Source organism: Pseudomonas sp. FG43, assembly GCF_057809175.1.
In genome coordinates, this window is the sequence record NZ_JBMDJL010000006.1 from 292371 (window position 1) to 300006 (window position 7636).

The 7636-nt window shown below is 58.6% G+C and carries 7 protein-coding genes; 3 read left to right on the forward strand and 4 right to left on the reverse strand.

Annotated elements, in window-relative coordinates; translation table 11 throughout:
• Nucleotides 1-21 precede the first annotated feature (21 nt).
• Genes ACODS3_RS10215 through coaBC form a run of 3 tightly spaced genes read right to left on the reverse strand, consistent with a single transcriptional unit; the run spans nucleotide 22 to nucleotide 4322 of the window.
• Nucleotides 22-2595: a phosphomannomutase/phosphoglucomutase gene (locus tag ACODS3_RS10215; protein ID WP_489034088.1), complete on the reverse strand. Its 2574-nt coding sequence runs from the start codon at nucleotides 2593-2595 to the stop codon at nucleotides 22-24.
• A gap of 56 nt (nucleotides 2596-2651) precedes the next feature.
• Entirely contained in the window at nucleotides 2652-3107 is a 456-nt protein-coding gene (gene dut, locus ACODS3_RS10220) for a dUTP diphosphatase (RefSeq protein ID WP_201019474.1), read from the reverse strand.
• A gap of 6 nt (nucleotides 3108-3113) precedes the next feature.
• Nucleotides 3114-4322 (reverse strand): bifunctional phosphopantothenoylcysteine decarboxylase/phosphopantothenate--cysteine ligase CoaBC, encoded by a 1209-nt coding sequence (coaBC, locus tag ACODS3_RS10225; RefSeq protein WP_201001035.1) that lies wholly within the window; start codon nucleotides 4320-4322, stop codon nucleotides 3114-3116.
• A 134-nt stretch (nucleotides 4323-4456) separates the two neighbouring features.
• On the opposite strand from coaBC, the gene radC reads away from it, so the two are divergent.
• Nucleotides 4457-5131, forward strand: coding sequence for a RadC family protein (radC, locus tag ACODS3_RS10230; protein WP_201001037.1), 675 nt, complete (start codon nucleotides 4457-4459; stop codon nucleotides 5129-5131).
• Nucleotides 5132-5219: 88 nt separating this feature from the next.
• Here the strand turns inward: radC and ACODS3_RS10235 are convergent, their stop codons facing one another.
• Nucleotides 5220-6806: an ABC transporter substrate-binding protein gene (locus ACODS3_RS10235; protein WP_489034091.1), complete on the reverse strand. Its 1587-nt coding sequence runs from the start codon at nucleotides 6804-6806 to the stop codon at nucleotides 5220-5222.
• Nucleotides 6807-7170: 364 nt separating this feature from the next.
• On the opposite strand from ACODS3_RS10235, the gene rpmB reads away from it, so the two are divergent.
• Nucleotides 7171-7404: a 50S ribosomal protein L28 gene (rpmB, locus tag ACODS3_RS10240; RefSeq protein ID WP_025257921.1), complete on the forward strand. Its 234-nt coding sequence runs from the start codon at nucleotides 7171-7173 to the stop codon at nucleotides 7402-7404.
• Nucleotides 7405-7414: 10 nt separating this feature from the next.
• Entirely contained in the window at nucleotides 7415-7570 is a 156-nt protein-coding gene (rpmG, locus tag ACODS3_RS10245; RefSeq protein ID WP_007894709.1) for a 50S ribosomal protein L33, read from the forward strand.
• Nucleotides 7571-7636: the final 66 nt, after the last annotated feature.

Sequence of the window (7636 nt, forward strand, 5' to 3'; positions counted from 1 at the left end):
CCAGTCAAAAGGAAAAAACAATCAGAACGGAAGTTTGAGATCCGGTGCAACTTTCTTGATCTCGGCGTGGAAAACATCCTTGATACGCTGCAATTCGGCTTCGGTTTCAGCCTCGAAGCGCAATACCAGCACTGGCGTAGTATTGGAAGCACGTACCAGGCCCCAGCCGTTCGGATAGTCCACGCGCACACCGTCGATGCTGGTCAGTTTAGCGTCGCCCCACTGGGCGTCTTTCTCAAGGGCCTCAATGATGCTGAACTTGGTGACATCGGTCACCTTAATGTTGATCTCAGGCGTAGAAATGTCGTTCGGGAAGGTCTCGAACAGGTCTTCGGCGCTCTGGGATTCCTGGCTGAGGATTTCCAGCAGGCGTGCAGCACTGTAGATACCGTCGTCGAAACCGAACCAGCGCTCCTTGAAGAAGATATGGCCGCTCATCTCGCCAGCGAGCAGCGCACCGCTCTTTTTCATCTCTTTCTTGATCAGGGAGTGGCCGGTTTTCCACATGACCGGACGACCACCGTGCTCGCTGATCAGCGGGGTCAGGCGGCGGGTGCATTTCACGTCGAAAATGATATCGGCGCCCGGATTGCGTTTCAGCACGTCCAGCGCGAAGAGCATCAGCAGGCGGTCGGGGTAGACCACATTGCCTTTGTTGGTCACCACGCCCACACGGTCGCCGTCGCCGTCGAAGGCCAGGCCCAGGTCTGCACCTGTTTCCTTGACCTTGGCGATCAGGTCTTCGAGGTTTTCCAGCTTGCCCGGGTCCGGGTGGTGGTTGGGGAAGTTGCCGTCGACTTCCGCGAACAGGGAGATCACTTCACAGCCCAGGGCTTCGATCAGTTGCGGGGCGATCACACCGGCTGCGCCGTTGCCGCAGTCGACCACGACTTTCAGTTTGCGAGCCAGCACGATGTCGTTCTTGATCTGCTGGAAGTAGCGATCAAGGATGTCGACCTTGGTGATGCTGCCTTTCTGGGAAGTCAGGTTGTTGGTCTTGATGCGTTCGTGCAGCGCCTGGATCTGCTCGTTGGCCAAGGTGTCGCCAGCAATGACGATCTTGAAGCCGTTGTAGTCCTTGGGGTTGTGGCTGCCGGTCAACATGACGCCGGTCTTGCCAGCCAGCACATTGGCCGCATAGTAAAGCGCAGGGGTTGGCACCAGGCCGACATCGCTGACGTGGCAGCCGCTGTCGTGCAGGCCTTGAATCAGTTGTTGCACCAGTTCAGGACCTGAAAGACGTCCGTCGCGTCCAACGCTGACGTTCGGCTCGTTCTGGGCCAGGCTTTCGGAGCCTATGGCGCGACCGATCCAATAAGCCGTTTCAGCATTGAGGGTATCCCCGACCACGCCGCGGATGTCATAGGCGCGGAAAATATTGTCGGGAAGTTTAGGTGCCGTGGATTCTTGGCTGCTCATAACTGGGGGATGCTCCGATCTCAGGAAGTCCTGGTTTTCGTCGAGAAGGTCGATATCAAGAATATCGGTATCTTGAAACAGCGGATCTGTCCATTGGGCGTCAGGTGCTGTGAATGGGGTCGAAACACTGTTTCTCGTACTGCTTGCGGCGTCCGACTCCTCGTTCACGACCGGCTGTGGCTGGCCGCGAGGCGAAAAGCGGGCAAGGGCCTGAGCCAGACTGTTGAGTGCCTCAAGGCTCAAACCGAAGGGTTTGACGGTTTTTCCGTCCGAGAGTTCTTGAAGCAGCTGATTCAGTTGCCGTGCATCCTCGCAAATACGCCGTTGCAGAGCCCTTTCATTAAAGTGCAGCCCCAGTAATACGCCAGCCAGAGCAATGATTGCCGCCACTAACAGAAGCAGCAGGGAAGGTGAAGATTGCAGTGATGAGCCAGGGGTGAATTCGAGTTTCCAGTTGGCATGACCGGTATCGAAGCTCAACGGCTTGCCGTTGTCTGCTTCCCCGCGTTGCAGGAAAACCTGTTCTTGCCCTGTACCGAATTGCTGGCTCAGAACGATTTTTCCGGCCTCGTCAGGCATGACCGGCAGTGCGTTGAGCAAGCGTTGTGGATCGAACGCCAGCAACAGGGTGCCCACGACCGGTTGTGTCGGGCTGGCTCGTACCGGTGCTGCGCTGTAGATCACCCAGCGCTCGCCCAGCTTGCGGGCTTCGGGAGGTGCGGTCTGGCCCTGGGCGGCGTCGTTCAGCATATCCAGAGTCGCAAAGCTCACTGGCAATGAGCCTTGTGGATCGACGTCATTCAGGCCTTTGGGATCGATTCGGGCACCGACCAGGCCATCCCAGTACCTGAGCTGGTGTTGCAGTGCCGCCAGCGCAGCAGTGTCCTTGCTTTGCAGGGCTTGTACGAGAGCGTCGTTGGAGGCGGCAGCCTGGGTGTCGGCGTTCATCTGCTTGAGGGCCAGATTGACGGCCGAGGCCTGGCTGCTTCCCCAGGCTTGGGTCAGCGGGTTTTGTTGCTGGGGGTTGCTCAACAGCGCAAACCAGATCAGCACCGCTGAGCACAGCAAGCCTGCGACGGCAAGGAGGAGGCCGGGAAACAAGCCTTGCAGGCTTGCAGCCGGAGGCGGGTTCGTGGCGGTTACAGACTGCTTTGACACGTTTTGACTGCCTTTCACCCGACCTCTCCTGCGATTCGTCCTGAAACGGGGTGATCTTCCTGAGCCGCGAGCGATCAGTGGCTGCCGGAGTGACCGAAACCACCAGCGCCACGCTGGCTTTCATCGAACTCTTCGACCAGCTCGAAGCGGGCCTGAACCACCGGTACCAACACCAGTTGGGCGATGCGTTCGCCGATGGAGATCTTGAATGCGGTCTGTCCACGGTTCCAGCAGGAAACCATCAGTTCGCCCTGATAATCGGAGTCGATCAGGCCAACCAGATTACCCAGCACGATGCCGTGTTTGTGGCCCAGGCCCGAGCGCGGCAGGATCATGGCTGCCAGACCCGGATCACCGATGTAGATCGACAGGCCGGTGGGGATCAGCAGCGTCTGGCCAGGTTCGAGGATGGTTTCCTCCTTGAGCATGGCGCGCAGGTCCAGGCCGGCCGAACCTGGGGTGGCGTAGGCCGGGAGCGGGAATTCGTTGCCGATGCGAGGGTCGAGGATCTTTGCTTGTAGAGCGTGCATTCGTAGTTAAACCTGATTCATGCGTTCTGCGATAAAAGTGATCAGCTGGCGGGCAATCTTGGCCTTGCTGGTCTGGGCGAAAAGCGTTGCGTGCAACGCCCGGTCGATCACGCTGCAGGCGTTTTCCTCACTGTTGAAGCCGATGCTGGGGTTGGCAACATCGTTGGCGACGATCAGGTCGAGGTTCTTGTCCTTGAGCTTGCGTGCAGCATAGTCGAGCAGGTGTTCGGTCTCGGCGGCGAAGCCGACACTGAAAGGGCGATCCGGGCGGGTGGCGATGGTGGCCAGGATGTCCGGGTTGCGGACCATCTGGAGCAGAAGGCCGTCGCCGTTGGTAGGATCTTTCTTGAGTTTGTGTGGCGCGATGACTTCCGGGCGGTAGTCGGCCACGGCTGCGGAGGCGATGAACAAGTCGCAGGGGATCGCAGCTTCACAGGCGGCCAGCATGTCGCGGGCGCTGACCACATCGATACGCGATACGCGATCCGGCGTTTGCAGGTTGACCGGGCCGGTAATCAGCGTGACACGGGCACCCGCTTCCACGGCGGCTTCGGCCAGGGCAAAGCCCATCTTGCCGGAGCTGTGGTTGGTGATGTAACGCACTGGGTCGATGTTTTCCTGGGTCGGGCCTGCGGTGATCAGGACATGCTTGCCGGTCAGGGTCAGGCGCTGGAAGCAGTCGGCGGCGCACTGGGCCAGATCGTTGGCTTCGAGCATGCGCCCGAAACCCACGTCGCCACAGGCCTGGCTGCCGGATGCCGGGCCGAAGACGCGAAAGCCGCGGTCTTCCAGCAGGCGGGTATTGGCCTGCACCGACTCGTCGCGCCACATGGCCTGGTTCATGGCCGGGGCAATGGCGACCGTTGCGTCGGTCGCCAGGACGATGGTGGTCAGCAGGTCATTGGCAATGCCTTGTGACAGACGGGCTATCAGGTCGGCAGTGGCCGGAGCGACGAGGATCAGGTCGGCCCACTTGGCCAGCTCGATATGGCCCATCGCGGCCTCGGCCGCCGGGTCCAGCAGATCCATGTGTACGGGGTGCCCGGAAAGGGCCTGCATGGTCAGGGGCGTGATGAACTCGGCGCCACCTTTGGTCATGACGACACGCACTTCTGCGCCGTGGTCGCGCAACCGGCGAACCAGTTCGGCGCTCTTGTAGGCCGCGATGCCGCCGCCGACGCCCAGAACGATGCGTTTTCGATACAGCCGCTGCATAGGCCTGCCTTTTTGGTCGATTGAATACGCGACAGCGATGACGCCTCCCCAGGCCAGGTCGCCGCGCAAAAAAGATGGGCTAAGATAGCACAGCGACCGCACCGGAACAGCGGCGCCACACACATGGAGGTGCTATGAGTATTCGCAATTGGCCTGTGTCCGAACGCCCGCGTGAGCGTTTATTGGCATCGGGGGCGCAAAGCCTTTCCGACGCCGAGTTGTTAGCCATCTTTTTACGTACCGGCGTGGCCGGAAAAAGCGCTGTAGATCTGGCGCGTCATCTGTTGAATCAATTTGGCAGTCTGAGAGCGCTGCTGGAAAGCGACCTGAGCATGTTCAGCTCGCATCTGGGGCTTGGGCCAGCGAAGTTTGCCCAGTTGCAGGCGGTGATGGAGATGGCGCGTCGGCACATGGCCGAAACATTGCGTCGTGATTCAATCCTGGAAAGCCCGCTGCAAGTGCGCAGGTATCTCAAGGCCATACTTCGGCAGGAACAGCATGAAGTCTTCGGCTGCCTGTTTCTCGACAGCAAGAATCGTGTCCTGACGTTCGAGACCCTGTTTCACGGGACGATCAACGCGGCGTATGTGCATCCGCGACAGGTCGTCAAACGTGCCATGGTCCACAATGCCGCCAGCGTAATCCTGTGCCATAACCACCCTTCGGGCGTCACCGACCCCAGCCATTCCGACATCGAACTGACCAAGCGCCTGAAACAGGCGCTGGCGCTGATCGATGTGCGGGTGCTGGACCATGTGATCATCGGCGATGGAGAACCGCTGTCGATGGTGGAAATGGGTTTGGTGTAGGCCTTTCGCGAATGAGCGGAGCGCCGCCCGATTCGCTCCCACACAGTCTGCGTAGGAGCGAATTCATTCGCGAAGTTTCACAGAGCGCTTACTTCACCTTCACCTTGTAAAAGTCCTGACGCCCGAACGAGCTGACTTCATAGCCGGTAACGTCCTTGCGGGTCAGGGTGGCGGCGGTCGGGTGGGCCAGTGGCAGCCACAGTGCCTGCTGCTGGATCTGCGCCTGGGCCTGTTGATACAGCTTGCTGCGCTGCGCCTGATCGCTGGTGGATTTGCCGTCGCTGATCAGCTTGTCCAGGGTCTTGTCGCAGTAGCGGGCAAAGTTGGTGCCCGACTGCACGGCGGCACAGGAGAACTGCGGCGTCAGGAAGTTATCCGGGTCGCCGTTGTCGCCTGCCCAGCCCATGAACAGCAAGTCATGCTCGCCTGCCTTGGCGCGACGAATCAGCTCGCCCCACTCGATGACCTTGATCTGGGCATCGATGCCGATCTGTTTCAGGTCCGCTTGCAGCAACTGCGCACCCAGGCTTGGGTTGGGGTTCAGAAGACTGCTGGAAGGGCGAGTCCAGATGGTGGTCTTGAAGCCATCCTTCAGTCCGGCCTTGGCCAGCAACTCCTTGGCCTTGGCGACATCATGTGGATAACCCGGCAGCTCTTTGGCGTAGCTCCAGGTGTTGGGCGGGTAAGGGCCGTTGGCGATTTCTGCGGTGTCTTCAAACACGGCTTTCAGGTAGTTCGCCTTGTCGAAGGCCAGATTTACAGCCTGACGCACTTCCGGTTTGTCGAACGGTGCGTGCTGGCTGTTGATCGCCACGAACGCTGTCATGAAGGCTTCGTTCTTTTCCACCTTGAGCGCCGGGTCTTTGCTGGCCTCCGGGATATCCAGCGGCTTGGGTGAAAGCGCGATCTGGCATTCATCACGGCGGATCTTCTGCAGGCGCACATTGGCATCCGGCGTGATGGCGTAAATCAGCGTGTCGCTTTCAGGCTTGCCCGCGAAGTAATCCTTGTTGGCTTCGTAGCGCACCACGGCGTCTTTCTGGAAGCGCTTGAATACGAAAGGGCCGGTGCCGATAGGCTGGTTGTTGAGTTTTTCCGGTGTGCCGGCTTTCAACAGCTGGTCGGTGTATTCAGCCGAGTAGATCGACGCAAACCCCATGCTCAAGGTCGCCAGAAAGGTCGAGTCGGCATGGTTCAGGGTAAAGCGCACGGTATGGGCGTCCGGCGATTCGATATTCTTGATCAGTGCAGGCAGTTGCATGGACTGCGCATGCGGGAAGCCGCTCTGGGCAATCTTGTGCCAGGGGTTCTGCGGGTCGAGCATGCGCTTGAAGCTGAACACTACGTCTTCCGCGCTGAGTTCGCGGGTCGGGGTGAAATAGGCGGTGCTATGGAATTTCACTCCGGAGCGCAGTTTGAAATCGTAGGTCAGCCCGTCGCTTGAGACTGTCCACTCCTGCGCCAGGCTCGGTACCAGCTTGCCGCTCTTGGCATCGAAATCCACCAGACGGTTCATCAGCACATCGGCCGAAGCGTTGGTGGTTGTCAGTGAGTTGTACTGCACGACATCGAAGCCTTCGGGGCTGGCTTCGGTGCAGACCACAAGACTCGCTGCCTGAGTCATGACCGGGAAGAGCAGCGGGGCGAGCAAAAAGGGTATTGCAGCAAGACGCATGGCGATATTCCTGTAATCAGAAAGGGTCCATCTGCCGGCGCAGTCTGGTGAGCGCCTTACCCTAGACCATGTGCCTGCTCAGAACAATCGTCACAGCGCGACGAGCGGTCAATTTGCCTGCGTGCCCGTATAGCTTGAGCGCAGGGCTTGCGAATACATATTCCTGAGGCGCAAAGTACATTGCTTGTTGTTGCCTCAAAGGGTTTCTGGTATAAAGCAGCGCTCTTTTCTAGGGGCCCGGTTCCTTCACTGTAGGTGTAGCCGGTAAGACCCTTAAAGAAACGCGGCGCCTGGCGCCAAATGACTGAGAGATTAAGCGGCCAACCCATGCCGGGTTGGGCATGTGGTTTTAGAGGGCTGAGGCATGTCGAGAGTCTGTCAAGTTACTGGTAAGGGTCCAGTAACCGGGAATAACATTTCCCACGCAAACAACAAAACCCGTCGTCGTTTCCTGCCAAACCTGCAGCATCATCGCTTCTGGGTTGAAGGCGAGAAGCGTTTTGTCCGTCTGCGCGTATCTGCCAAAGGCATGCGTATCATCGACAAGCGTGGCATCGAAGCTGTGCTTGCTGATCTGCGCCGCGACGGCAAAATCTAAGGAGATAATCATGCGTGAATTGATTCGTTTGATCTCGAGCGCCGGTACTGGTCACTTCTACACTACCGACAAGAACAAGCGCACTACTCCCGACAAGATCGAAATCAAAAAATTCGATCCGGTTGTACGTAAGCACGTGATCTACAAAGAAGGCAAAATCAAGTAATTGATTCTGTCTGTCTAGTCCTGAAATAGGTTTACACCTGTTTCAGTCTCAAAACGCCCGATGCAC

Excerpts from the sequence above, each read along its gene's own strand:
- rpmG (WP_007894709.1), top strand. The coding sequence starts at position 7,415 with ATGCGTGAATTGATTCGTTTGATCTCGAGCGCCGGTACTGGTCACTTC.
- radC (WP_201001037.1), top strand. The coding sequence starts at position 4,457 with ATGAGTATTCGCAATTGGCCTGTGTCCGAACGCCCGCGTGAGCGTTTA.
- rpmB (WP_025257921.1), top strand. The coding sequence starts at position 7,171 with ATGTCGAGAGTCTGTCAAGTTACTGGTAAGGGTCCAGTAACCGGGAAT.
- dut (WP_201019474.1), bottom strand. The coding sequence starts at position 3,107 with ATGCACGCTCTACAAGCAAAGATCCTCGACCCTCGCATCGGCAACGAA.
- coaBC (WP_201001035.1), bottom strand. The coding sequence starts at position 4,322 with ATGCAGCGGCTGTATCGAAAACGCATCGTTCTGGGCGTCGGCGGCGGC.
- ACODS3_RS10235 (WP_489034091.1), bottom strand. The coding sequence starts at position 6,806 with ATGCGTCTTGCTGCAATACCCTTTTTGCTCGCCCCGCTGCTCTTCCCG.